The organism is Chryseotalea sp. (assembly GCF_057350905.1).
This window is the reverse complement of the sequence record NZ_JBMRCF010000004.1, coordinates 96,286-120,436: the sequence shown is the minus strand read 5'-3', so window position 1 is coordinate 120,436 and position 24,151 is coordinate 96,286. Positions and strand designations below refer to the sequence as shown.

Genomic DNA, 24,151 nt, shown 5'->3' with positions numbered 1-24,151 from the left:
TCTTTCAGCTCACATACTCTCAACTAATTTGTATTATATGAGAAGCTATAAGATACTGCTACTATGCATACTCATGCTTGGGTTAACTTTTATGGTCAATGCACAACAGTGTCCGACTGATGAAAATGATTTGGCTGGGGGAGGTATTTTTTTTGGAGATTGTTTGGTTTCAGTAGGTTCAAGTGTAACTATTACCGGAATTGTTAACTGGACAAGCGGCACTCTTACTATTAACGGAGGAAGTGGAAGAATTGTCATCGATAACAACGCAATATTGAATGTTCAGGGTGGAGCTGTTGTGACAATTGATGATGGGAATGTCAATGGAAATACAGACGGCCCGATCGATATTTTAAGTGGAGGCATTATTACTGTTTCTGAAGGTGCAAGTTTAACCTGTGCAGAAGCAATTTCGGTAAGTGGTACACTCAATATTTATGGAAATATGGAAAGTCTGCGAAGCACCTTCTCTATAGCCAGTGGTGCAAATATTTTTATAGCGGCTTCTGGCGATTTAATTACAGGCGGTACTAGCGATAACGTAGTAATGGGCAATCTAAGTGTAGAAGGAAATCTTTCAATCCAAGGGAATATGGAGGTAAACGGGGGATCTATAACTATTACGGACGATGCTACTGTTGGTATTATTGGGCATCTTCTTGTTTATAATAATGGTACGGTACTGATTGAGCCAGGAGGAATTGCCGAAGTAACGGGAGATGTAGCGAACGCAGATGATTCACCAAGTTTTCCTACTTTGGTTGGGTCTGGTAATTTTACCATTGAAGGGACATTGATTGTTAATGATGACTTAAATATATTTAACACAACTCCAGATAGCCAACTGCTGGGTGGGGTGGGGGTGAGATAACAGTAGCTGAGTCTTTTGATGATGCAGGGTGCTTAAGTGGTGTTTATGATACTTCAGACTTAACATTTTGTGAGTGTTCAGCAGGTGGAGAGGCTTGCAGCATAGATTTGCCAATCGAATTAGTGTCTTTCACTGCGCAGCAAATGGGAAGAGATGTACTACTTCAGTGGACAACAGTAAGCGAACTCAACAACGATTTTTTTACAATAGAAAGATTAAATGAATCAGATGAAATTATCACGCTAGGCAATGTTACGGGTAAAGGAACAAGTAATGAGGTAAATGAGTACCAGTTTACAGACACTAAACCTCAAGCTGGTAATAATTACTATCGTTTGAAACAAACAGATTTTAGTGGTCTCTTTGACTATTCTGCAATTATTAAGTTATCAGTTGAAAGCATACAACAACAACTAATTGTTTTCATCAATCCACAAGAGCATAAGCTACTTTCAATTCAGGCATCCGGACTTAGGCCAAACACAACTGTTCCTGTTTCCATAGCTTCTATCAATGGCAATCTTTGTTTCTATGAATATAGAACTACAAACGAAGCTGGAAGTCTTTTGAAAGAAATTGATATGATGAATATGCCTTCTGGTTTATACCTCATTAGTGTGGCAGGGCTTCATACTAAATACATTAACAAATGAGTATAAATACATTTTTACTAATTTAAAAATGTATTTATACTTTTTAGTTCCATTCCTTCATTGAAGATATTTTATCAGATTAGTTCGAAACTTTTTAATGTTAAAAGTTCTTTCTAGCTATAACCAGACTTTAGCATTACAGCTTCATCAAGGTCATTACGATTTTTAACTATTGATTTTTTCTGAACGAATTTAGGTGATCTAAGTATTTTAATGGTATACATAGAGAACGGAAAGGTGTTAAAAAATTGTTAATGCCAAGCAAGTATGCATACGCTAAATTAAATTGCTTACAAATTTAAACTATATGCATAAGTTCATTTTAATAGTAGCATTGGTAATATTACAAAGTACCGTATTGGCACAGGCGAGAAAAAACTTAACCGGGATTTGTAATCGCGATAGTTTGTTGACTGTACCGTATAAGGAGTGGTTCGAACCCAACTACTCGGAATATAAGCCTGATATTAGACTTGTTAACAGTTTAAAGAAAAAGGTCTCAAAAGATATAACACTTGAAGTATTTTTTGGTACGTGGTGTGGAGATTCAAAACGTGAAGTCCCTCGTTTTTTTAAACTATTAGATGCAATAGATTTTCCTGAAACAAAAGTAAGATTAGTTGCTGTAGATGCTGGTGAGGCATATAAGCAATCTCCAGGTGCTGAAACACTTGGTAAAGGAATTTACAGGGTAGCTACATTTATTATTTTAAAAAACGGAGTGGAAATTGGCCGAATTACTGAGCATCCTGTTTTTTCTTTAGAAGAGGATATCTACAGTATCTTAAATGGTGATAATTATGAACCTAATTTCAGAACGTATAAACTGATTGACCAGTGGTTAGAACGTGGAATTTTAGTCAACCCCAATGTTTCATTACGGGGCTTAGCTAAGCAATTAAAACCATTATTGATTTCACCAAGCGAGCTAAATTCTTGCGCCCAGGTTTTAGTCGCACAAATGAAATTAAAAGAAGCTATTGCTGTTAGTAAAATGAATAGCTATATATTTTACGAGAGCGCTGAGGCATATCTGATACTTTCAAAAGCACTTTCTAAAGATGGCCAGCATAAAGCAGCACTAGAGAATATTGAAAACGCAATCAGATACAATAAGGACGATAATGAGCTTCAATATCTTTTGAATAACTTTTATGCCATTAAAGTAGCTTCAAATTGACCATTACAATTTAGCCATGTCATATTTTTTTTCTGGATCACTTTTGTAAATGGTGTTATATTCCTATCCTAGATAAAGATGTGTTGAAAATTACGCATCGTCTCTGAAGTTAATCACTGAACAAATAAAGTCAGAAGAGTTTATCTTAGTAACCAAGAAAAACTCTTCTGACTCGTAAAATTGTAATGATTACTAAATCTCTTTTGCAGGCCCCCTATTTTAACTTTTGTACCAGATGTCATTATTTATATTGCCTCGATTATCAGAGACCTTATAACCACACCTTTTAGAGAAAGATTTCTTATACATGGTAGTTGCTTATTTAACCACCTTGTAGTCAACTATCTTGAGCCTACTATTAGGCAATATTTATATTTGCAATATATAACAATGCCCCTGATTAAATTTGTTCAAAAAGGACTCTGGCTATTTTTAAGAATTGAAAATTGAGTTTCGGGTAAAGCGATTCCATTCTGTTTAAGAATGTAAGCTATCTGACCTCGATGATATGCAGAGTGTGAAATTATATGGAAATATGCTTCTGTTAAGTTTGTCTGAACCTTTTTCCCTTCGTGATTGATGTAAGTAAAATTCCAGTTATAATTTTTGCCATAGCTTTCTGAAGCCAATAACCCTAGCGTTACATAATAATTATCTTCATTTCGTAAAGCAAAATCTATTTTACTTAAGTTTCTCCATGGCTTCACTTCACCATCCTGAACATTAGTAATTCTGTTCAGCCAAAGCTCATGAACGTTAATGATGTGCCCGAAAATTTCAAGACATTTGACCGGAAGATGAACATACTTTTCAAAGAGTATGATATAATCTTCATTTGCCTCGTTGTTCTGTTTAAATAATGAAGAGAACATTTTCCTTAGCTCACTTAGATCATTATCTTCCAGATTAAAGGGTTCTGTATAAGACGAAGTTAATGTTAACGTTTCCATATATGTTCTATTTAAAATTGTAGTATAAAATAAGTCTTTTATTACTTCATGGAATATTTCGAATAGATCAAATGATATAGCTAATAAATCATCTTTAAGTTCATTAATTATATTATTTGAGCTTTTAACAACATTAATCAGAAAATCCCTTTGCTAGTTTCATGTAATATTTGATATCTATGGGAAATTTGATAAGGTCAATCAGTATTCTTGTTTTGCTAGGCCTTTTGCAAGCCTGCTCTAAAAACCCTGACCCTACACCATTGTCGGCCAAAAAGCGGATATTAATGGTGCTGGCTCCAGAAAATGTTTATTACACAGAATTTATCATTGCCCATGAAGCACTCGCAGCGTTAGGTTATGATATTGACATCGTATCAGTAAAGGCGCAGGATGTAACATTTTATATGGTTCCAGCGGCTGGTACTACAGTTGAAGAAACTGCGGACAATTTTCCTGGAAATGCTAAGTACAATGATTTTAAGTTACAGTTTAAAGATTTATTTGGTAATGACTGGAATCAAAGTCATAATATCATGCCTGATAAAATTGTGGGATTAAAATCAATATTCTCAATAAACAATTTAGATGACTATGTTGGAATTGTTATTCCTGGTGGAACTGGAGTGCTTAACCTTAGAACAGATGGAGATTATGAAGTGCAGGCTGGCATTGCATCCGAGGATATAGAATTGGCAGCCATAAAGCTTAACACACTTGCAAATCAAGCTTTAAAGTCGGGAAAGCCAATTCTAGCCCAATGCCATGGCGCCAGCCTCCCGGTTTTCTGGAAGATTGACGGAACGGAAACGCCTTTGTTACTTGGACAGCAAGCTGCTGGATATCCAGATCCTTTAACTGAGTCAACCTATGCTACCCTAGGAGCAATATTGAGAAGTGATGACAAAGTAGTAGTATCTAGTCCAAATATTGCCCTTACAAATTCAAGGGCTGGAGATTCTAAAATTGTTACCTCACGTGATTGGTATCCACAGACAGTAGCCTATGCAACAAAGGTGTTTGTTAATATTATAGAGACTTATCCTCACTTTTCACATTTGCAAATGCAAAAAAAGATACTTCTTTTGCATGGTGGTCCGATAGATGCATCTAATTGCTCTCCTTCCAATCGTGCCAACGATATTCCCTGCAACTATGGTACCGGCATTAATCTGCCTGCTGACTTCTCTCATATCAAAGAATTAATGCAATCCAACCATACAGATGGATACAATTTAATAGTGAGTGATGTTGATATAACCAGCACTTCTCTACCTTATACTCCCGGCAATCAGAGTTCAATAGAGAACTACCTGGCAGGTTTTGATGCTGTTATCTTTTTTAAACATTGGTCTACAGGTGTGAATAGTGCTTTGCAAAATGCTTTAGTTAGCTATGTGGATAATGGCGGTGGTATTTTGGCGTTGCATCATGCATTATACAACGATGTAGATGATGTTTCCACTGGCTTAAATAAGCACATTTTGACAACGCAACTTTTTGGAGCGACATCTGAAGAGCAAAACTGGTCTGCGCAACGCGACAATTATCAAATGTACTCCACAAACTATGGCCATTTTATTTCTACGTATCACCTACCAACCCTACTTGTACAGGAAGTTTCTTTTGATGGAACGGACAACCCGATATTAAACGTTGCAAATAAAAGCCTATCACTTTATCCTGTCATTAATATATATGATGAAGTTTATATTAATAAGCGTTTTGTGCCAGATGCTGTATTTGGGAATCATGTGAATGAAATAACCCCACTGTACTCAAATAATTTGTCGGGCACACAAGCCCATACAGAAGGATATGTGAAATTGTTTAATAAGAATGGCGATGATAAAATTGGTAGAGTGGCAAGCTTTCAGGCAGGTGAAAGCCGTGCTAGTTTTAGTTTAGATAATCCTTTTTCTCAAGTTATTAGAAATGCTATTATCTGGATTACATTTAAATAGTTTAATATGAAGAGTGATATAGTTTCATTGACGAACTCAAGAGGTAAGGAGTATGTAACAGTTTATTATGATTCAATACTTTGTGCAACGGTGGACGAATGGGTTGGCGATTTTGAAAGTAGGGAAAATTTTGTTTCAGGCCTTGATCACGTACTTAGTAATATTAAAAGAAACAAATCAAGACGATGGCTTGCTGACCTTACCAGGATTGAGGGTGATTTCAGTTTTATGAAGGATTATATTCTAAAATATATTATACCTGAAGCAAAATCCGCAGGATTACTTTATGAAGCACTTGTACTTCCATATAATATATTTGCCATTTTGTCTGTCCAAACTGCCATGGAGGAGTTGAATGGTATTGAGATTCATTTATTTTCTTCTGTGAAAGAGGCGACCGATTGGTTAAATTCTAAAAAATAATTTTCTAGTTTAATTTAAGGTCTGTAGAAAGGACAGAATGTCAACTTCTTCTTCGAGGTTTAGCTTTTTCTTTAATCTGTATTTAGCCATTTTCACACTTGCATTCTCTATATTAAGGATAGAGGCTATTTCCCGATTAGTCAGGTTCATTTTAATTAATGAAGCCAATCTTTTTTCAGAAGTTGATAAGTCAGGGAATCTTATATTTATTTTTTCAAAAAATGCGCCATGAACACTTCCAAAGTATTCATTAAAATTCTCCCACTCTTTTTCTAGGGATTTATTCACATGAATGGTGTTTAAAAGTTGTTGAATGTCATGGGTTTTATTATCAACTACATTTAATTTTAATTTTTTAAGAGAACTTTCAATTTCTGCTAGTCCATTATTAATATATATAATACGAAGCGCCTGCTGATGTAAATCGTTTTTCTTTTTCTCTATATCATCTTGGAGTTGTAAGTTTTTTATTTTCTGCCTTTTTTCACGATTTCTGTATGCAAGAATAATACTAATTGTGATGAGTATAGTGACAGCTGCCCCTGATATTATAATGATTATTAAATTCCTGCTTTCAATTGCTTGTAATTGTTTTTCTTTTTCAAGAATTTTAATTTCATTCTGTTTCTCCATGCTTTCCATTTCGGCATACAAAGAGCTGAGTTTTCTTTGGTTTTCTATATTGTAGACGGAATCTTTTAAAGTAAAGTGTTTATCAAGATATTTAAATGCGGAATCATATTTGCCTTTTTTCTGAAATGATTTCCAAAGTATTTCTGTGACATTAATGGCCATTTGTTTAGTACCTCTTTTCGCAATTTCATGATATAACGGCCGGCCAATAAGTATAGCACTATCATAATTTCCTGAGCGAAAATAGTTTTTGCTCAAGAGCGCCCTTGTTCCATCATACATACCACCCCTTTGGCTATGTGTATCTGATAGTAAATGACGAATAATATTATTTGCTTGTTTGTATCTATTATTATTTGAATAGGTATTGGCGATATTGAAATCAGAAACATAAGCCATACTCGTATTTCCAACCTCAAGCGATTTTTGTTTTGCTTTATTAAAATAAAAAAGAGCACTGTCTACATTACCCTTGTTTGAAATTATTGCACCAATTTTATTTAGTGAACTTAAAATAATATTAGCATCATTTATTTTAGTGGCAATTGTATACGCCTGCCTCGCATATTTAAGGGCATCGTCATATAACCCCATATTGGAATAAACTGTGGATATGTTTGATATCTCAGATAAACAACTCTCTATTGGTTCTCCTCCATCTAATTTTATTTTATAGGCCTGAGTATAATAATCTAGTGATGAGGAATAGTTTGTAAGACTCATCTGCACAACGCCAAGAAAATTAAGTGCGTTACCTACATACTTACTATTATTAATTTCTCTGAAGATAGTAAGTGCATTGCTACCACATAGTTTAGCGTTTTGCAGGTCTTGTAATCTCATTGAAATGAGTCCCAGATAGAACCAAACGCGGCCATGGTCTAGTGTGCCTTTTTGAGTAGCATTTTCTTCGAAATATTGGAGACTCTCACTTAATAGGTATTTAGCAGTATCAAGCTTGAATTTTTCCCAATAGTAATATCCGGAAACTATTTTGGCTTTAATTTGGCCCTCTTCAAAGTTGATTCTATGTGAAGCTTCATCGATTTTATTGGCTAATAGAAATGAGCTGTCAATATTTTTATTTGTAAGCTGAATTGCAAGTTCATACCATTTGTCTATGTCCACTTTGGATGGCGATTGACCATTGGTTACTAATGAGAGTAGAAGTAGGGAGGACAATAGCCAAATTGGGCTTTTTTTTGCTAAAGTCATGGTAAAGCTGGTCTTGATCAAATATAACAAATCAGATTTTTTTTTCAACTAAATAGTAATCCTTTGTTAAGTGTTTAATTAAAATTGTACAGATACAGCTGCACATCAATTTCCTCAGGTAACTGCAGTTTTTTCTTTAATCTGTATTTAGCCATTTTAACGCTAGCAGCATCGATGTTTAGTATGGAAGCAATCTCTCTGTTTTTCAACTCCATTTTTATCAGCAAAATAAGTCGTTTTTCTGAAGTTGATAAATTTGGGAATCGATTGTCTACCTTTTGGGTAAATTGATCATAAACCTGATCAAAGTAGGCCATAAAATTTTCCCACTCAGTCTCCAGGTTTTGACTATTTCGTATGGTTTCCAGTATGATCTCAATGTCTTTTGACCGATTGTTTTCAATTTGTATTTGAAGCCTTCTTAGGTTATTCTCAATTTCAATCAAACCATTATTCATGTAAATAATTTTAAGAGTTTGTTGATGAAGATCCCGCTTCTTCTTTTCTAATAGCCTTTTTAATTCTGTACTTTTTATCTTTTCATTTTTTTCTTTATTTCTAAATACTAGAATGATGCTTACAGAGATTAAAACAATAATCAGTGTGGATGAAATCAGGATTATGAGTATCCCAGCTTGGTTTTCTTTTTGGACTAGTCTTTCTTTTTGTAGAATTTCAATTTCTTTTTCTTTTTCAAGATTTTCTAACTCTGCATATAGTATACTTAGCGTTGATTGATTTTGCTGATTATAAATTGAATCGTTTATTAAATGGGATAAATTTAAATAGAACAAGGCGGAATCATACTTTTTCTTCTTTTGATAGGCCATCGCGAGAACATTGGTGAGCTCAGCGGTAGATTCCTTATTACGGGAATACTTGTAAAAGGTCTTATAGAGTTTACGTGCTATAATAAGAGAACTGTCTATTTTACCCAAATAAAAGAGATTCTTAGCCAGAAGAATTTGTGCATTTCTATGAACATCGATTCCAGGCTTAGCAACTAGTATTTCTTTTATTACTTCATTCGATTTTTTATATTGGTCTTGCTTGGAATAAAGATTAGCCATATTGTATAAAGCGATTTGCTTTTTATCAACTTTATCGTGCAAATTAGAGATACGTATGCACTCTCCATAGAAGTATAATGAACTATCATAATTTTTCAGAAATGAATAAGAGCTTCCCAGGTTAATTAAGTTAATAAGCTGTCGTTCTATATGATTATATTGTGTAGATAATTTCAGGGCTTTGCGTAAGTATTGAATAGCTTTTCCATGTTGCCCGATTTTCATGTAGATGGCTCCGATGTTACTGAAATCAGAAATACATTTCTCCTCAGGATATGCATGATCAATTTTGAGGCGTAACGCATTTGAATAGTAAGCTAGTCCTTTCGCATAATTTCCCAGGCTTGATTCAATACCGCCTAGCAGAATCAATGCCGGAGGAACGTATTCTATCTGTTCTTGCATTTTGAATATATTCAATGCATTGTTGGCATAGCGTGTAGCAAGTTCAAATTCATATTCTTTTACAGCAATGTAACCAAGGTGTAGAAAGACCATGCCATGATCTAATGAATTTTGATACTTGGAAAATTGTGTAAAGAATTGCAACGATTCGTTGAGTAAAAATTTGGCAGTATCGTACTTGTATTTATCTAAATAATAAAAGGAAGCCAGTGTCTTGGCTTTAGTTATTCCTAGTTTATACTGTAGTAGTTGACTTTGATGCAAGGTTAAATTTGCTAAAAGCAATACACTATCTATGTTTTTTGTCTTAATAGCATAGCCAACTTTGATTAATTCATCAATTCTCTTGATAGATAACGATGACTGTGCAAATAAGATTACACTTAACTGCAGCAGTAATAATGTGCCTATTAGCTTCTTCATGAGCATTTTTAATGGTGAATAGTAAACTGAACATTATCGAATCACACATTTTCTATAGTAGCAATTCAAATAACATTTTTTCAATGTTTTAAACTGTTCTATTCATGTTCCCAAAAGCCCATTTCTAATTTTTTTTCAATTATTTGAGGTTACTTTATTGCTGATTACTTTAAACTAACGGCAAACAGCACTTGATTTTATCAGCTATTTATGCTGGGTGCCTATAAACATTGTGTTGATAAATTTTAGCCGAATACTCTATATGCTAGCACCAATTTTTGACGATCCAAATAGTGATAGTTTCAATATGGAACTTAACAATAAGGAGAGATTAAAATCACTTATTAGTATTCTCAATGGCCACGAAGAATTTCTGGTGGATCCTTGTGGAAAGATAGTTAGTAGCAACCTTGAAGCAGTAACCATAACGGGTTACGAAGAGTGGGAGGTGATTGGTAGATCAATAGCCATGATTTATCAAAAACAAGATGCAGAACTGTTTAAAGTGGAGGAAGATTTGTTAAAGGCCTCAAAAAATAAGGAATATGTCACTACCGATTTTAAAATTAAAAAACATGGCGATAAGTTTCTTGCTAAAACCAAGTTTACAGCAATTTACAATGTCGATGATGAGTTGAGTGGATTTAGAATTACACTTTCTGATGCTACTCATAATGCGCTATATAAACTTAGAACACGCATTATTCAAGATGAATATTCCAATTTGTTTAACAATCCATATGTAGGTGTGTTCAAAGCCACTTGCGCTGATTTAAGTTTTCTAAAGCTAAATTCTAAAGCATTAGAAATACTTGGGCAAAATGGAGAAAGTAATGGCTTGAGAGGTATTTTTGCGGATGAAACAATTTTTAATGAGTTCATTGGAAAATTGAAGAATAGCGGTCAAGTTGATAACTTCACATTTAAAGTAAAGCACGACCATTTAAATGTATTTGCCTCGATTACATGTGTACTTTTCAGTGAGGATGGTTATATAGAGGGGGTCATTAAGGATATTTCAGAAAATTGGCGGCAAGTAATTGAATTGCAAAAGTTAAAAGCTGAGCTTGATAATTTTTTATATCGGGCATCTCACGATATTCGCGCTCCGCTTACTACTATTCTGGGTTTAACAAATCTAATTAAATCAGATAAGACAGGGACTATCCATGAATTATTGGAGTATGCAAAATTGATAGAAAACAGAGTCTCTCATTTAGATCAAGTTTTAAAGGATTTGAGCGATGTTGCGTATAATAATGTATATGCTATTAAAGTGCAGGAGATAAGCCTGAACACATTGATTGGCCGCATTCTGGAACCTCTTAAAGATGAATATCCCCGGATTGAGGTGATTCATAATGAACTGGAAAATGATTTGGTTTATACAGATATGGCTAGATTAAAAGTTGTGCTTGCTAATGTGATCATAAACGCATTTAAATATCATCATGCAAATGCGCCTAACCCATTTCTTAAGATTAACTATTTAGTAAATGAACTGAACTTTTTGGTTGTGATAGAAGATAATGGTAAGGGTATAGATCAAAACTATCTCAATAATGTATTTGATGTGTTTTTTAAGCTAAATACTGATGGCACGAGCTCTGGACTTGGGTTATTCGTTACTAAAAGTATGGTGGATAGGTTGGGTGGACACATATATATTGAATCTAGTCCGGAAAATGGAACGAGAGTTAGAATATCAATACCAAATTGTATTTCTTGATATGTCAAAATGACAAAACATTAAATTGACATTAGAAATTATGACAAAATTTCATTTGTAAACCTTTTGCATACTGCTTAAAAAGTTCAGTAGCCGCTTTGTAGTCTCAGTTTTCTTTACTTTTGAGCTTCAAAGAGCATCCTTTGAGAAAAAAAGAAACCCTATGGATGCTAAACTAAAATTGACAAAAGGTGGCCATAAGAGCCTATCAAATTGTTTCACTTTCGAGCGTTTTTCATTCTCAAGACACTTCCTCATTGATTTAGCAGCTACCGAAATCGGTATCCTGGTTGTCTTTGGAATTAAGCAAAGAGGGGAAGACGAAGATCAAATCTCAAGTCTGATTCCCGAATCCAGTCTTGTGTTTAGTCACATGAGCGTGCCAAGGATAACCGGAGTCGGACATAACCAAAGCTGTCTTTTAATAAGAATTAATGTCCAGTGCCTTCAAAGAATGCTTTCCACTATTAAGTATTCTCCGTTAGGTAACAGGCAGTTTTATGAGCCACTCAATAGTTTTACTATGCCATCCTGCCGAGAATCCAATATTCTGCTCTCCAGTCTGGATCTTTATTCAAAACTACCAACACTTGAGTCAAGTGAGATTCTTTTTGAATCTAAATTGCTTGAATTATTGTGGCTGCTTAATCTGAAGGCAAAAACCAATTTTGATCGTTTTGTCTCCCCCTATCTTATTCCCAAAAGGTCATTTCTGGACTCGGTTATTAATAAATATTATAAAGAAAATCTTTCTGTTGAACAATTGGCAAGCCTTGCCGGCTTTAGCGTCTCTACTTTTAAGCGAAAATTTGATGAAGCTTACAAGTGCTCTCCTAAAAGATGGATTCAGGAAAAACGGCTTAATGAAGCCAAAGCCTTACTGGAATTCAGTGATCGGTCAATATCTGAGGTTGGTTACGAAGTAGGTTTTGAAAATATATCTCATTTTATCCAATCTTTTAAGACTAAATTTGGTATTACACCAAAAGCATTGAAAGAAAGCTTCCTTCAGAAAAGACAAGCCATTGATCAATATAGTATTGCTAGTTGACAAACCACAAATAACTCATGATGAAGATTTCTTTAGTCAAAAGCTAAAAAGAATCTTCATCGTATTTTTCTTTATTGGGTTGCTCTATACGCAGGCGCTTTTTGGCCAGGTAACAGATGGTAAGGCTGACTTAAGAAACATTGATTTTACAAAAGATGTTGTAGAATTAAGAGGTAATTGGAAGTTCTATTGGGGTGAATTTAAAAAACCCTCTTATAAGCCATCACCCACAGACATTACTATTACCGTGCCCGGATCATGGTCCAAAAATAAGATGCATCCTGTCACCGGTTATGCTACTTACCAGTTAAGCTTGGTACTGAGTGATGCCTTACAGCCATTAGCTATCAGTTTACCGGTAGTTAATTCAGCCTATAAAATTTGGATAAATGGTAAGCTGTGTGGAGCAGTGGGTGAAATTGCTGCAAGTGCTGATTATTATGAATCAAGGTTACAAAATAGTATTATTCATTTGCCCGATACGACTCATATTGATATTACAATTCAGGTAGCAAACTTCTCATATTTTAGCGGAGGCATAGTGAAAGTCCCAACAATAGGTAATACTGTGGCACTCTTGGGGAAGCAAAATCAAAGTAAGGGGATACTCAATTTTTTTGCAGGAATTCTATTTGCAATTTTTACTTACCAATTTATATTATTTGTGTTGTACCCTAAAGGTAAACCCTACCTTTGGTTGTCACTGATTTGCCTGATAATCTCCTTACGAAGTATGATCGTTCATGGAGGTTCTTTTCTTTTGCCAGATCTCTTTCCGAGCATTCCTACTGAACTTTGGAAAAAAATTGAATTTGGTGGTGTTTATATTCTGGGTGCGCTAGGTGCATTATACGTTTATCATTTGTATGAAAAAGTAGCTAAAAAACTTCCTGCACTGATTATCATTATTTGTTCGCTCGCTTTGCTACTTGTTGTGATATTAACTCCCCAGTACGTATATGGAAGACTACTGGACGTAGCGCATTTGGTTATTTTAGCCGGTATTGTTTATTCTTTTTTTACTGTTATAAGAGCAAGAAAAGCAGGCAATAATGAAGCTGTGATAATTTTTTATGGATTATTTGCTTCAACACCTTTCTTTTTGCTTGAGATTTTTTTCAACAATACAATTAAGAAAATTAGTATAGGTTCAGGATTTGACTTTTTTTACTCCGTGGAAATTGGACTCCTTATTTTTCTGGGGTTTCAGGTTTATTTGCTTGCTCAGCATTATGCAAAATCATTTAAAGTCTTAAGCTCTGTTAATATAGAACTTGAACAGAAAGTAAATGAGCGATCAAAGGAATTGATTGAAACCAGTCTTGTAAAGGATAAACTCTTATCAATCATTTCTCATGATGTAAAGGCACCCATTAATTCTTTGAAGGGCGTTTTAATGCTTTTTAATAAAGGTTTTTTGGAAGCGAAAGAGTTTAAAGAATTAACCACTAACATAGAAGACGAGTTAAACAAAACATCCTCATTAATTGATAATATTCTTCACTGGTCTAAAATTCAGCTCAGTGGCTCGTCTGTTAACAAAGATTTTTTTGATTTAAAAACACTGATTGAAAATAATGTTCAGCTTTTTAAGTCAGCATCAGAGAAGAAAGCAATTCAGTTTAATTACTCGGTCAACTCACAAACTATTTGCTGGGATAAGCATGTTCTCAATATGGTTCTTCGTAATATTTTGGCAAATGCTATTAAATTCTCACATACAGGTGGGCATGTAAATATTTATGTCAAGAATTCAGAGAAGAATGTGACCATCGGGGTGAGGGATTATGGAGTAGGTATGGATGATGAGTTTATGAAATTTTTGACTAATTCCCAAAAAGTAATCAGTCAACCAGGTACGGAAGGTGAGCAAGGGAATGGTATTGGCTTGTCTCTATCAAAGGAATACCTGACAAAGGCGGGGGGCAAACTTATTTGTTCGAGTAAACTTAACGAAGGAACAGAATTTCTGATTTCCTTTGAGAATAATACTATGGATGCTTAGTATTATTATTCATGACGCTAATTGAAAAGAAGCGTTTTCATTGCATTTCCTTTTGCCATATTTTCTAAAAGGCAAAAAAAGACACACCCTGATCTATTATTAATGTTATATGGACTTTTATCCATATACGCTCATATAATCAAGTTGTAATTTTATGCAACTGTTTATAAAGCCCCGCAACATGTCTTGGAAGTTGGTTAACAAAAAAGATTGGGATAGAATCACTACGAGTTTATCCGAGCAGGAAAAATTAATTGAAGAGGTGACAGAGGCTATTTACCAGATAGAGCATGGAAATATGAATATTAGCATGTCTGATAAGACAAGGCAATCAAAACTTGCTAATTCTTTACAGCTCATGATTGATTATCTGAATCGTGTTAAGGAAGAAGAGCAAGAGAGAGCTTGGTTTAATACTGGGTTATCTTTTTTTTTGGAATTGATCAGAAACAAAGAGAATAACTCCTTCGAAACTTTAATTGACAGATGCCTTGCTGAGTTAATCAAGTATGTTGGAGCAAATCAGGGTGCCGTTTTCATTTTAAAAGATGAATTGCAAGACCCCTACATTGAAATGATTGCCTGTTATGCATATGATCGGAAAAAGTATTTAAACAGGAAGCAGTTGTTAGGAGAGGGGTTGGCCGGACAAGCAATCATGGATAAGGACTTTATCTATTTAAGAAAAATACCATCAGATTATGTTCAAATTACTTCTGGTTTAGGAGAGGCAACACCAAGAAATGTTTTCATCGCACCATTAATAATTAATGATGTAGTTGTAGGAGTAATTGAACTGGCATCATTTATGGAAATGAAACAGAAGCATATCGATTTCATTAAAAAGATAGCTGAAAATCTTGCATCACTAATACGGGCAGGAAATGAGAAGAAAAAACTTGACGAAGTGTTAGCAATGACCCAGCAACAAACTAAAAGCTTGCAATCAAAAGAGGAACAGATGAGGCAAAACCTTGAGGAAATGACTGCCTTACAAGAACAATTGGCACGAAGTGAAGATGAATTGAAAATTCGGCTTTTCGAAATGGAAGAAGCGCTTAATAAAGAAAAAGGCAGTGAAATCGCAAGAATCCGGGAAGAAGAGAAGAATTTGTTGGAATCAAAACTTGAAACTCAGAAAAAATCTTATGAGCTAATTATTAACAGATTAAAAACAAGACTAAATCTACAACAACTAACAACTAACTAAATTAATTATGACACCGAAGCAAATTGAACTTATCGAAGAATCATGGGATTATGTGATCACCAACACAGAGGAAGCGGGCCAGCTTTTTTACAACCGACTTTTTAAGGAAAGTCCGGAATTGAAGCCATTATTTAAAGGGGATATGCGAGATCAAGAAAGGAAGTTGATTTCATTAATCACATTTGCAGTGAGTAAGCTAAGAAATATCGATGAAATTATTGATGATGTCCGTGCGTTGGGCACCAGACATAAGCATTATGGTGTAAAAGACGAATATTATTCAAATGTTGCAGCGGCATTGCTATGGACGCTGGAACAAGGGTTAGGAAAAAAATGGACTGATGAAGTTAAACAAGCATGGACTACGTTATATATGACTTTAGCGGAGGTCATGACCAAAGCACCAGCAGTAAAAGCTTAATAGTAAATTTTATGAGACTAAGTAGGACAGCTTAGTCTCATTGATTTAGTATTATCCCCACCAAGATTAACACATGATCCAAATTAGTGACGAATTGTTAGGTAAACACTTGTTAGATAAGGCAAGGCGCTCGCACAGAATTATGATCTGGTGCGCGATTTTTATCTATCCATCATTTGGATTACTTGATTTTCTACAGGTGGCTAATTGGAGAGAATTTTTAATAGTAAGGTTTTCTATTGTACTGCTTTTGATTATTTTACTGTTGTATGACAATTATGCTAAGCTGAAGCCGGAAATACTGGCACACATTCCTACACAATTGGTAATCAATTCACTCATGTGGATGCTAAGTCAGGTGGAAGATGTGCACACGTTTTCAATTTATGCAATCAACTCTTCAACGGGTTATATCGCGAGTGCACTATTTCTATTTTGGAGGCCAATAAACTCGGTACTATTACTGGTTTTTAATGTTTCCTTTTTCGCCATATCCATTACACTATTTTCCTCTTTATCGTGGATGGAGGTTTTGGCGAATGGCTCTTTCCTTTTATTTACTATAGGACTGATGTCCCAATTTTACATTTACTACCGCTGTAAGATTGTTTTAAGTGACTTTAAGGTTCAGCAACAGCTGAGTAGTCTCAACACAGAATTGTGGAACAAGAATCATCAGATAGAAAAACAATCAACCGAAATAGTTAAGAAGAATACTGATTTAACCAGACTTAATTCACTTAAAGACAGATTGTTTATTATTATTTCACATGACTTGCGAGCGCCACTACAATCACTCAAGGGAGTACTTGAGTTAATCAACAAATCTGCTAATATCAGTCCTGATGAGTTCAGATTTTTAACCAGGGGAATAAAAGTAAAGGTTGATGTTACTTATAATTTAATGGAGAATCTACTGTATTGGACTAGAAGTCAAATGGAGGGTTTTAATGCTAGACCAATCTCCATTAACATGAAAGAAATAGTTAATGATTGCATATCACTTCTGGATTCGGTAGCGGAAAAAAAGAGAGTTCAAATTTTGAATCAGACAGATCCCGAACATTTTGTGAAATCTGACTTAGATATGACACGATTGGTTTTAAGGAATCTCATTATGAATGCCATTAAATTTTCATTTGAAGAGGGATGTATCATTGTCAAATCTCAACTTACCGGCAACAATGAAATTGTTGTTTCTGTAATAGATAAGGGAGTCGGGATGAGTGAAGAAGAGGCAAAAATATTATTTAGCAAGCAGGATAACAAGAGTAAGGTTGGTACTGCCAGGGAAGAAGGTACTGGTTTAGGGCTTATGCTTTGTAAAGAGTTTGTTGAAATGAATAGTGGAAGAATATGGGTTGTTTCAGAGCCAGGTCAAGGCAGTGAATTCAGTTTTTCATTAAAGACATCCTCAACAATTAGCAACGCAGTCACTCTCGGCTCTTTAATGAAAGAAGCCGGTTGATAAATATAAGTATTTGAATTAATTGTTTATGAATCTAACAAAGATAAATATCCCTCCGAAAGAACGTAAGGAATGGGAATTGCTTGTTACACTAAAGTCAGGCTACAAATTCAGAAATTTTGTTATTCAAATCAGCAACGCACAACTCTGTCAAAAAATTGCTACAAGTAGAATAAGCAAAAGACAGGCTATTGATGAATTGTATGATCTATGTTCAAAGTATGCTTGTGCAGTTCAAAATGACTTTGAAGTTATTTTTAAAAAATGGTAAAATGAGCGCAAGGATTCAAGAGAATAAACTATTAGATGTCAGAACTACCATTGAATTGATTCAGGGAGGTAGAGTTTTGGTAATTTCAGGTGAAGAGAAATTGTTGGAAAAATTACCCCGAGGTAATTGGATTGGCGGTACTATACCATATTTTTATCTAAGAAAGGAAGGCGGCAGAATGGATAAGCGTAAACTTTTTGTTACGGACCTTACAGAATCAATTAATGACTTCAGGATATTAACTTTGGATGAAGCATTATTGGCTACGATTACCTCTACTGGCTTCGAAAATGGATTTAGCTTCCTTATTTTACCAGCACTTCGACCAATTCACTTTTCTTTTGCGTTAAACGTCAAAAATTATCCGGACTTATATAAAAATCCGTTAATGGGGTTGGTGGCGGGAACTGACCTGGAAGAATTTAAACATGGTCGATTGTCCAAAACATTTAATGGTGATACCCTAGAAGCTTCGATTGACAGTGCCGTAGTCTTACATTGTTCATTACTTCTACCCAAAGTTGCCAGAGTTGAAATCGTCAACGTTTTTGAAGCATCAGACGAATTTTGCATTGAAGTATTTGAGGATACCTTTAAAGTTAAGGATTGTCTCATCAATGGCGAGTTGGTTAACCTATATCAATTTATTCAAACCAATCAGATTGATACTAAACTCCCCATTATTAGTGACTATGCAGGAGCAAGTGTAAACGTTAGTTTTCAGTTTTTACTGAATGAGACCAAGGAAGTCAGTTTTTACGCACCGCTATTTAAGGATAAACGATATTTTTTTTCAAAAAGCATTGAAACCTATCATGAAGCTTTTCAAAAAAAAATTAATGATGTTCTTGAGAGAGAAGTATCTATCATTTATAACTGCAACAGTATTCTTAATTATGTGTATGGTGAATTAAGTAAGAAGAGTATAGGGTTTTCAGGGCCTGCTGCGTTTGGTGAGATTGCATATTACCTATTAAATCAAACTTTTTCTTATTTAACAATAGATGAATAGAACCATAGTCGATTTATTTCTACTTCAGTGAAGTAAAATCGTATTTTATTGGCCTGGATTAAGGACATGTCGCTTTGTTATTTTACTTATTTTTTTTGAGGCGCTTTGTTCTTGTTGTAAAGAACAGGATAAATCCAGAGGTAATAGTGGCCAGTCCGAACAAAGAGAAAATACGCAATAGTATGTTGCCAAAATTATCCCGGCCCTCGTAATCCATGGTGTGCAGCATCCACAAGAAATCAAATATACGCCATTTGCTATTTCTAAAACTTTGCACGGTACCCAAATGGGCAGCTACATAAACGGTTGTGTTGCTGGGATGATCAAAAGTGATGGCCCATGCAGGCAGAGGCTTTTCGCGATATTCGTGATGACCATTTAGGGTTTCTAAAAACTCAACTGATTTTACTTCTGCCGGTGTATTAAAATGTTCTTTAGCCAGCGCAATGCCCTGCTCTTTTGTTAAGGGTGGTAATAGTTCCCCTGTTATGGCATCCGCTAGTTGCGTCATTTGCATGTGCCCCATGTGCTGATGGTGATAAATTATCTGGTAGACAGGTTTATCCAGAATGGAGATGAGCTTAAGACTTTCCAGGGAATCAATACTATAGATTTCTTTTACTTTCGCCAAGACTATTGATGGAGAGAGTAGGGAGTCGTAGTTATGTAGCATCACATGCTTTCGCTGATGATCTCCATGGATTTCGTCCATATCGCTGAATGCGAAATACATGCCACCGATTGTCCAGCATAAAAACTGTACTCCGATAATAAGCCCCAGATAACGGTGAACGTTACGATTCAGGTGAGTGAATTTATTTTTTGTCATTATTACCGTTTAGCCAACCCAGGTGTGTATGTTTAAAACTGTCATCATATTTTAGGCCATAACCAAAAATTCTGTCGAATGCACTATGGCCAAAAAGTAGTAAGCCTGTAAATTGTAAAGCATGATTTGCAAGCACAAGACCCGCGAGATAAAATGCAAGGGCCACTCCTTTATGATGAAAAAGATTATACAAAATAGCGCCTAACTTTGTGTTAATTAAGTACCCAAGCATGCCAATATCGGGTGCTAGAAATAAAGCCCAATACAGCCACCCTGCGTAGGGCAATTGATGACTGAGGTAGGCACATAAAATTAACTGAAATAATTCTTCGACTCTTAACAAATTTCTCATATTTCTTAAGCGAATGGGTGCATAGTTTAGTTTGACATTGTTTTTTTATACCACCATTGGAAAACAATCAAGGCCCAAATGCGTGCATGGACGTCCCCGGGGTTGTTGGAGAAGAGTTGTTTCTTCAACTTTTCAATGGCAGGATAATAAAAGATCCCTTGTGTTTCAATGTTGTTTTTTGACAGCAGATCATTTTCAATTAATGCGCGCATCTCATGTCTGAACCATTTCAACAGCGGAACTTCAAATCCTTTTTTAGGACGTTTATATAGCGCCACTGGCAATACATCACGGTATGCTTCCTGCAATATTCGTTTACGGATGGATTGGTTAATCTTAAAATCATCAGGCAGGCTGAATATAAAATTGACTACTTCATAATCAAGAAAGGGGACTCTTACCTCCAATGCATTTGCCATACTCATTAGGTCTACTTTGGTAAGCATGTCGTTAGGTAAAACCAAAGAAGTATCCGTAAAGAGGATTTCACGCATACTGCCTTTATCGGACAGTTGAGATAAAAGCGTTTGTTTTCTGTTTTGGTATTTTTCTTTCGATAAGTAAGCTTTGGATTGGTCTGATAATAAAGATTCCACCTCAGACTCTGATGCGAAACCAGCCCATCGCCAATAGCGCTCCTGCGGTGATAATTTCATTCCGTCAGCAAAACGTTGAAACTGCCTGATTCTGTTGGTTACGACATTGTTTCTTGATTTAGGTAACATCTTCCAAAATGGAGAAAGCGTATTCAACGCATTTTCTTTCCACCCACGATGAATCATTCGATAGAAGGCTGCGTGCTTATTGTACCCTGCTAGTAATTCATCTGCTCCATCGCCCGATAGGGCTACCGTTGCATGCTTCCTTGTCTCCTGACTGAGTATATAAACATTAATGGCCGAAGAATCGGCAAAGGGTTCATCTATATAATCAAGAATGTTATTTACGTGTTTGTATAAATCATTATTGGTTAATGAGAAAACTGTGTGCTCAGTGTTGAAATGTTTGGCGACTAAACTGGCATAGGCTGTTTCGTCAAAAAACTTTTCATCTTTAAAACCTATCGAAAAAGTGTGTAAGTTTTTTTTATGTCGGCTGGCAATACCTGTAATCACTGAAGAATCAATACCTCCGCTTAAAAAGGAACCCAGGGGCACATCGGCAATCAGCCTACGTTGCACCGATTTTTCAAGTAAATCTTTCAGTTTTTGCTTGGCCTGATTAAAAGAAATCGTTTTATCCTCGCTATCGCTTATGGTATAGTATGTATGGATATTGATTTCACGTTTTTTTAGCGTAAGGTAGTGACCAGGTAAAAGTTTTTTTACAGACTTGAAAATACTATCTGGTGCAGGTATGTAGTTGAGTTGAAGGTAAGTTTCAAGCGATTCGTAATCAAGTTCTTTGTCAATGCCATACTGCAGTACAGCTTTCATTTCAGAAGCAAACAGGAATTTATCTTCATCATGTACATATAAAAGCGGCTTAATACCGAAACGATCGCGGGCAATAAAAAAACTTTGTTCTTGTTTATCGTAGATACAAAAGGCAAAAAAGCCATTCAGTTTATTTAAACAATTTTCTTTTTCTTGTATATACAATTGCAAGAGCACTTCAGTATCAGACTGAGAATGAAAAGAGATGCCTTTTGCCTGCAGCGTTTGTCTTAGCTCCTGAAAATTGAAAATCTCTCCGTTAAAAACGATACAATACCTTCGTGTATCATCCCACATAGGCTGATTGGCAATACTACTGGTATCGATAATGGATAATCTTCTATGTCCTAATCCGACCCATTCATCTAAATAGATGTCCTGAAAATCCGGGCCTCGTTTTTCAAGCGCCATGGTGGCATTGGTTACGTGTATCTTGTTGATTTTACCAATCAGGTTGAAAGCAAAGATGCCCGTAATACCACACATAATTTGTTTTGGGATAAGCCAACAAAAATACTTTATTTAGCGATGATGAAGAAGGAACCTTTAGTATTTAATCCGTCTGCAAAGCCTTTTACGCTGGGTGTTGAGTTAGAATTGCAGGTACTGGATGCCCAAAGTTTATTATTAACGCCTCGGGCGCATGAAATTATAGATGGATTGGCTTTAGAAAGTTTGAAAAAAGAGTTTTTTAAAAGTACACTTGAGGTGATTACGGGTGTATGCAAGGATGTACATGCAGCGAAGAAAGATTTACATGATTCGTTAAAGCAAGTATATGCCAAGGCAACTGAACTTGGCCTTAAAATTTCGTCTACGGGAACACATCCGGAAGCAGATTATCGTGAACGCATGATAACACCCTCACAACGTTATAATGATTTAGCTGATCGCAATCAATGGCTGATTCGTAGAATGGCTGTCTATGGAATGCATATTCATGTCGGCATGCCCTCAGGTGATTTTGCTATTCAGTTTAATAACTTCTTACTTCACTTTGTGCCACATGTATTGGCATTATCAGCCAGTTCGCCTTTCTGGCAAAGAATGGACACTGGTTTAGCAGCAGCACGACCGACCATGTACGAATCAATGCCCACCAGCGGTATGCCCAATGTGGTGAAGGACTGGAAGCAATTTCAAAAACTTTACAACTCATTAATACGCACTAACTCTATTGGCAGTATGAAAGATTTGTGGTGGGATATACGCCCCAGTCCTGCCATCGGTACAATTGAGTTAAGAATTTGTGATGAGCCTGCTACTTTAGAAGAAGCTTTAGCGATTGCTGCTTTTGTGCACATGTTGGCTCTCTGGTTTGTAGACCATACCGAAGAATGGAATATTAAACACAAAAGTATTTTGCGATGGGTACTGCGTGAAAATAAATGGAGAGCTATTCGCTATGGCTTACAAGGGGAGATTATCATAAAGAGTAACAAAAAACCTATAGCCATAAAAGAGGATATGAAATACTGGCTTAGCAAACTAGCTCCCTATATTCAAAAATATAATTACGAAAAGTATGTGAGTGTACTCCACAGAATTCTGGATTCAGGTAACAGTGCATCAAGACAACAACAGATTTATATCAACAGCAACGACTTGCATGAAGTTACCCGTTTCAATGTTCAGGAGTTTGAAAATGGTTTAGCTATTTAGTTTTTCTTTTTATCAAGACGAAAGGTAAGCCCAAGCCATGGAAGGGCGAAGAATATTGTTTGGTCAGAACTGTATGGAATAAATAATCCAAAATCTAGACCTGCTCGCTTAATAATTCTACGTCCACCAATTGATACAAGGGCAAAGGTTTCATCAGCTGAAGTAATAAAATAATTTTCGCTAATAAAATAACCTCTTTGTCCTGTTCGTATCATCGTACTTAGTGTTATAGCTGGAAGTTGCCCAAACTCACCACCTGAGAAACCATAACCAATACCCAGTGTAAGGTTTCTGTCTTTATTGCCAAAGGTTGACAAACCATAAGCAATGCCAAGGCCTTCCTCACCACTGCCAAACGCATTTGCATAAAATACCCCCACACCTACATTCACCCGATTATCAACAAGGGGTATAGAAACTTTTGGCGTAAGCCAAAATGGGAGTCCATCAGCACTTCCGCTAAATAAAAAAACCGGAATGGTTCCAAAACCAACTGAGAAGTGATCGGTAACACCATAACTCACTTGATTAAATACTACCCAAATATTTTGATAATAGGCTTCTCCTTTTTTTAGACCATAACCATTGGGTTGAAAGAAATACCTTGTGGCTTGTACATTCTCAAACCATAATAGGTTGTTTTTAATTCTGTCTTTTAAAATGGTTTCTATCCTGACTATGTCTGCTACGCGTATAGTAATTTCTCCAAGTTGTACAGTTTTTAATATAATCGTTTCTGAGGTGCGTGCGCGTATGGTGCCGATGTATTCGTTACCATCATTTGTTTCAATGCGATAAATACTGAGCGTATCCGATGGATTTTCCTGAGCGCTACCCTTGATAGCTGCCAATAACAGGCAGACAAAAAGTAAAATTTTCATAAAAATTCCTTTTGACTTCTACCTGGCTCAGGATAGG

General features: G+C 35.6%; 21 protein-coding genes. 14 read left to right on the top strand and 7 right to left on the bottom strand.

Annotated features, from left to right (window positions below; genetic code table 11):
• Positions 1 to 37: 37 nt before the first annotated feature.
• From ACO1XM_RS07190 to ACO1XM_RS07180, 3 genes are all read left to right on the top strand, one after another.
• The gene (locus ACO1XM_RS07190; RefSeq protein ID WP_486227330.1) at positions 38 to 871 is read left to right on the top strand and encodes a hypothetical protein; all 834 of its coding nucleotides are present in this window, start codon (positions 38 to 40) and stop codon (positions 869 to 871) included.
• Between the two features lie 143 nt (positions 872 to 1,014).
• Positions 1,015 to 1,524 carry a hypothetical protein gene (locus ACO1XM_RS07185; RefSeq protein WP_486227328.1) on the top strand — a complete coding sequence of 170 codons (510 nt, stop codon included), beginning with the start codon at positions 1,015 to 1,017 and terminating at the stop codon, positions 1,522 to 1,524.
• Positions 1,525 to 1,831: 307 nt separating this feature from the next.
• Entirely contained in the window at positions 1,832 to 2,704 is an 873-nt protein-coding gene (locus tag ACO1XM_RS07180; RefSeq protein WP_486227326.1) for a thioredoxin family protein, read from the top strand.
• A gap of 410 nt (positions 2,705 to 3,114) precedes the next feature.
• Here ACO1XM_RS07180 and ACO1XM_RS07175 read toward each other — a convergent pair whose 3' ends face one another.
• On the bottom strand, positions 3,115 to 3,654 hold the full coding sequence (locus tag ACO1XM_RS07175) for a DinB family protein (protein WP_486227324.1): 540 nt from the start codon (positions 3,652 to 3,654) through the stop codon (positions 3,115 to 3,117).
• Positions 3,655 to 3,917: 263 nt separating this feature from the next.
• On the opposite strand from ACO1XM_RS07175, the gene ACO1XM_RS07170 reads away from it, so the two are divergent.
• Positions 3,918 to 5,618: a hypothetical protein gene (locus tag ACO1XM_RS07170; RefSeq protein WP_486227323.1), complete on the top strand. Its 1,701-nt coding sequence runs from the start codon at positions 3,918 to 3,920 to the stop codon at positions 5,616 to 5,618.
• Positions 5,619 to 5,624: 6 nt separating this feature from the next.
• Positions 5,625 to 6,041 (top strand): hypothetical protein, encoded by a 417-nt coding sequence (locus ACO1XM_RS07165; RefSeq protein ID WP_486227321.1) that lies wholly within the window; start codon positions 5,625 to 5,627, stop codon positions 6,039 to 6,041.
• Positions 6,042 to 6,050: 9 nt separating this feature from the next.
• Here ACO1XM_RS07165 and ACO1XM_RS07160 read toward each other — a convergent pair whose 3' ends face one another.
• Both ACO1XM_RS07160 and ACO1XM_RS07155 read right to left on the bottom strand, forming a co-directional pair.
• Complete coding sequence (locus tag ACO1XM_RS07160) at positions 6,051 to 7,889, bottom strand: tetratricopeptide repeat protein (protein ID WP_486227319.1); 1,839 nt, start codon at positions 7,887 to 7,889, stop codon at positions 6,051 to 6,053.
• Between the two features lie 74 nt (positions 7,890 to 7,963).
• Positions 7,964 to 9,787, bottom strand: a complete 1,824-nt coding sequence (locus tag ACO1XM_RS07155) for a tetratricopeptide repeat protein (RefSeq protein ID WP_486227317.1) — start codon at positions 9,785 to 9,787, stop codon at positions 7,964 to 7,966.
• Between the two features lie 262 nt (positions 9,788 to 10,049).
• Here ACO1XM_RS07155 and ACO1XM_RS07150 point away from each other — a divergent pair, with 262 nt between their 5' ends.
• The 8 genes from ACO1XM_RS07150 to ACO1XM_RS07115 all read left to right on the top strand — a co-directional run bounded on the left by ACO1XM_RS07150 (position 10,050) and on the right by ACO1XM_RS07115 (position 18,954).
• On the top strand, positions 10,050 to 11,516 hold the full coding sequence (locus ACO1XM_RS07150; protein ID WP_486227314.1) for a sensor histidine kinase: 1,467 nt from the start codon (positions 10,050 to 10,052) through the stop codon (positions 11,514 to 11,516).
• A 163-nt stretch (positions 11,517 to 11,679) separates the two neighbouring features.
• Complete coding sequence (locus tag ACO1XM_RS07145) at positions 11,680 to 12,567, top strand: helix-turn-helix domain-containing protein (RefSeq protein ID WP_486227312.1); 888 nt, start codon at positions 11,680 to 11,682, stop codon at positions 12,565 to 12,567.
• Positions 12,542 to 14,572 carry a sensor histidine kinase gene (locus ACO1XM_RS07140; protein ID WP_486227310.1) on the top strand — a complete coding sequence of 677 codons (2,031 nt, stop codon included), beginning with the start codon at positions 12,542 to 12,544 and terminating at the stop codon, positions 14,570 to 14,572. The genes ACO1XM_RS07145 and ACO1XM_RS07140 overlap by 26 nt, the downstream gene beginning before the upstream one ends.
• 181 nt (positions 14,573 to 14,753) lie before the next feature.
• On the top strand, positions 14,754 to 15,782 hold the full coding sequence (locus ACO1XM_RS07135) for a GAF domain-containing protein (protein ID WP_486227308.1): 1,029 nt from the start codon (positions 14,754 to 14,756) through the stop codon (positions 15,780 to 15,782).
• Positions 15,783 to 15,789: 7 nt separating this feature from the next.
• Positions 15,790 to 16,203, top strand: coding sequence for a globin family protein (locus ACO1XM_RS07130; RefSeq protein WP_486227306.1), 414 nt, complete (start codon positions 15,790 to 15,792; stop codon positions 16,201 to 16,203).
• Between the two features lie 73 nt (positions 16,204 to 16,276).
• Positions 16,277 to 17,671, top strand: coding sequence for a sensor histidine kinase (locus ACO1XM_RS07125; protein ID WP_486227304.1), 1,395 nt, complete (start codon positions 16,277 to 16,279; stop codon positions 17,669 to 17,671).
• A 28-nt stretch (positions 17,672 to 17,699) separates the two neighbouring features.
• Entirely contained in the window at positions 17,700 to 17,942 is a 243-nt protein-coding gene (locus ACO1XM_RS07120; protein ID WP_486227302.1) for a hypothetical protein, read from the top strand.
• Position 17,943: 1 nt separating this feature from the next.
• Positions 17,944 to 18,954, top strand: a complete 1,011-nt coding sequence (locus ACO1XM_RS07115; RefSeq protein ID WP_486227300.1) for a DUF6976 family protein — start codon at positions 17,944 to 17,946, stop codon at positions 18,952 to 18,954.
• Positions 18,955 to 19,036: 82 nt separating this feature from the next.
• On the opposite strand, the gene ACO1XM_RS07110 is transcribed toward ACO1XM_RS07115, so the two are convergent.
• From ACO1XM_RS07110 to asnB, 3 genes are read right to left on the bottom strand one after another with little or no spacing between them, the layout of a single operon-like run.
• Entirely contained in the window at positions 19,037 to 19,783 is a 747-nt protein-coding gene (locus ACO1XM_RS07110) for a hypothetical protein (RefSeq protein WP_486227298.1), read from the bottom strand.
• A complete protein-coding gene (locus tag ACO1XM_RS07105; RefSeq protein ID WP_486227296.1) occupies positions 19,770 to 20,135 on the bottom strand; it encodes a DUF4260 domain-containing protein in 366 nt (121 codons plus the stop codon). The genes ACO1XM_RS07110 and ACO1XM_RS07105 overlap by 14 nt, the downstream gene beginning before the upstream one ends.
• A 26-nt stretch (positions 20,136 to 20,161) precedes the next feature.
• Entirely contained in the window at positions 20,162 to 22,057 is a 1,896-nt protein-coding gene (gene asnB / locus ACO1XM_RS07100) for an asparagine synthase (glutamine-hydrolyzing) (RefSeq protein ID WP_486227294.1), read from the bottom strand.
• A 42-nt stretch (positions 22,058 to 22,099) separates the two neighbouring features.
• On the opposite strand from asnB, the gene ACO1XM_RS07095 reads away from it, so the two are divergent.
• Positions 22,100 to 23,233: a carboxylate-amine ligase gene (locus ACO1XM_RS07095; protein WP_486227292.1), complete on the top strand. Its 1,134-nt coding sequence runs from the start codon at positions 22,100 to 22,102 to the stop codon at positions 23,231 to 23,233.
• On the opposite strand, the gene ACO1XM_RS07090 is transcribed toward ACO1XM_RS07095, so the two are convergent.
• A complete protein-coding gene (locus tag ACO1XM_RS07090; RefSeq protein ID WP_486227290.1) occupies positions 23,230 to 24,114 on the bottom strand; it encodes a hypothetical protein in 885 nt (294 codons plus the stop codon). The two genes, ACO1XM_RS07095 and ACO1XM_RS07090, sit on opposite strands and share 4 nt — an antisense overlap.
• Positions 24,115 to 24,151: the final 37 nt, after the last annotated feature.

What these genes read in the sequence shown, in the direction of transcription:
- ACO1XM_RS07145 (WP_486227312.1), top strand. Translation starts at nt 11,680, where the DNA reads ATGGATGCTAAACTAAAATTGACAAAAGGTGGCCATAAGAGCCTATCA.
- ACO1XM_RS07190 (WP_486227330.1), top strand. Translation starts at nt 38, where the DNA reads ATGAGAAGCTATAAGATACTGCTACTATGCATACTCATGCTTGGGTTA.
- ACO1XM_RS07175 (WP_486227324.1), bottom strand. Translation starts at nt 3,654, where the DNA reads ATGGAAACGTTAACATTAACTTCGTCTTATACAGAACCCTTTAATCTG.
- ACO1XM_RS07090 (WP_486227290.1), bottom strand. Translation starts at nt 24,114, where the DNA reads ATGAAAATTTTACTTTTTGTCTGCCTGTTATTGGCAGCTATCAAGGGT.
- ACO1XM_RS07105 (WP_486227296.1), bottom strand. Translation starts at nt 20,135, where the DNA reads ATGAGAAATTTGTTAAGAGTCGAAGAATTATTTCAGTTAATTTTATGT.
- ACO1XM_RS07110 (WP_486227298.1), bottom strand. Translation starts at nt 19,783, where the DNA reads ATGACAAAAAATAAATTCACTCACCTGAATCGTAACGTTCACCGTTAT.
- asnB (WP_486227294.1), bottom strand. Translation starts at nt 22,057, where the DNA reads ATGTGTGGTATTACGGGCATCTTTGCTTTCAACCTGATTGGTAAAATC.
- ACO1XM_RS07185 (WP_486227328.1), top strand. Translation starts at nt 1,015, where the DNA reads ATGGGAAGAGATGTACTACTTCAGTGGACAACAGTAAGCGAACTCAAC.
- ACO1XM_RS07165 (WP_486227321.1), top strand. Translation starts at nt 5,625, where the DNA reads ATGAAGAGTGATATAGTTTCATTGACGAACTCAAGAGGTAAGGAGTAT.
- ACO1XM_RS07135 (WP_486227308.1), top strand. Translation starts at nt 14,754, where the DNA reads ATGTCTTGGAAGTTGGTTAACAAAAAAGATTGGGATAGAATCACTACG.
- ACO1XM_RS07155 (WP_486227317.1), bottom strand. Translation starts at nt 9,787, where the DNA reads ATGAAGAAGCTAATAGGCACATTATTACTGCTGCAGTTAAGTGTAATC.
- ACO1XM_RS07125 (WP_486227304.1), top strand. Translation starts at nt 16,277, where the DNA reads ATGATCCAAATTAGTGACGAATTGTTAGGTAAACACTTGTTAGATAAG.
- ACO1XM_RS07095 (WP_486227292.1), top strand. Translation starts at nt 22,100, where the DNA reads ATGATGAAGAAGGAACCTTTAGTATTTAATCCGTCTGCAAAGCCTTTT.
- ACO1XM_RS07115 (WP_486227300.1), top strand. Translation starts at nt 17,944, where the DNA reads ATGAGCGCAAGGATTCAAGAGAATAAACTATTAGATGTCAGAACTACC.
- ACO1XM_RS07130 (WP_486227306.1), top strand. Translation starts at nt 15,790, where the DNA reads ATGACACCGAAGCAAATTGAACTTATCGAAGAATCATGGGATTATGTG.
- ACO1XM_RS07120 (WP_486227302.1), top strand. Translation starts at nt 17,700, where the DNA reads ATGAATCTAACAAAGATAAATATCCCTCCGAAAGAACGTAAGGAATGG.
- ACO1XM_RS07150 (WP_486227314.1), top strand. Translation starts at nt 10,050, where the DNA reads ATGCTAGCACCAATTTTTGACGATCCAAATAGTGATAGTTTCAATATG.
- ACO1XM_RS07180 (WP_486227326.1), top strand. Translation starts at nt 1,832, where the DNA reads ATGCATAAGTTCATTTTAATAGTAGCATTGGTAATATTACAAAGTACC.
- ACO1XM_RS07160 (WP_486227319.1), bottom strand. Translation starts at nt 7,889, where the DNA reads ATGACTTTAGCAAAAAAAAGCCCAATTTGGCTATTGTCCTCCCTACTT.